This window comes from Bradyrhizobium sp. 76 (assembly GCF_023073025.1).
In the GTDB taxonomy this organism is placed as follows: domain Bacteria; phylum Pseudomonadota; class Alphaproteobacteria; order Rhizobiales; family Xanthobacteraceae; genus Bradyrhizobium.
In genome coordinates this window covers 1-1063 of record NZ_JADPIS010000078.1, presented here as the reverse complement: position 1 = coordinate 1063, position 1063 = coordinate 1, and the positions used below count along the sequence as shown (strand labels likewise).

The window sequence follows — 1063 nt, the reverse complement described above, 5'->3', positions numbered from 1 at the left end:
CTCACCACTGAACGGATCGGCCAAGAACCGCTCCGCCGTCAGTTCGGGCCGGTTCAGATAGCCACGCGCGACCCCCGCCCCGCCAATGTAGAGCTCTCCCACCGCTCCCAACGGAACGGGCGCGCCATGGCCATCGAGCAGATACACACGCGTGTTCGCAATCGGACGGCCGATGGGGAGCCGCTGCAATGTCTCATCAATCGCGGTAATCTCGCAGACTGTCGCAAAAGTCGTCGTCTCGGTCGGACCGTAGCAATGCAGGAGATGTTGCGGTCGGCTCTGGCTCAAAATCCGTGCGACTGCCGCCACATCAACCGCATCACCGCCAACCAATAGCAACCGCAAACTCGCCGGCACCGGGCCCAAATCAGCAGCGCTCTGGTTGAACAACCCGGCCGTCAAATGCAGGACGCTAATGCGGTGCTGCTGAACCAGGCCGCGCAGCACCCCTGGTTGCAGCGCATCAGTGTATGGAATCACGATCAGGCTAGAGCCGTGTAGCAGCGGTGCCCAGACTTCCAGTGTACTGATATCAAACGCGGGGTTGCCCACCCACGCCACACGATCACTCGCATTGAACTGCGCATATCCGTTGTTGATGACCAGTCGGTTTACGGCACGATGAGGAACAACAACCCCCTTCGGAAGGCCGGTCGAGCCGGAGGTGTACATGACGTAGGCGGCAGCCTCGGCGGTCAATGCCAAGCCAGGATCGGTGCTAAGGCCTGCTCCAGTCATGAGCGGCTCAATAGGCAGAACAGGAATCGTCACCTCGACTAGATCATCATCACTGTTGGTGAGCACCAGGCGCGCAGCACAGTCGGCCATCATCCAGCTCTGTCGCGCTGGTGGAAGACTGCGATCGATCGGCACATAAACTCCGCCCGCCTTCAGGATCGCCAGCTGTGCCACCACCAGGACGACGGAGCGATCCAGCATTGTCGCAAGGCGATCCCCGGGCGTGACCCCGAGTGCGATCAGATGATGCGCCAGGCGGTTGGCCCGCGCATTGAGCTCGCCATAGCTCAAGCGTTCGTCCGCACAGACCACCGCCACCGCATCC

Annotated in this window: 1 protein-coding gene; it reads right to left on the bottom strand. The window is 61.4% G+C overall.

Annotated elements, in window-relative coordinates; genetic code table 11:
- Positions 1-1063: amino acid adenylation domain-containing protein (locus IVB48_RS16070; protein WP_247400790.1), on the bottom strand; the 1063-nt coding region annotated here is incomplete at both ends.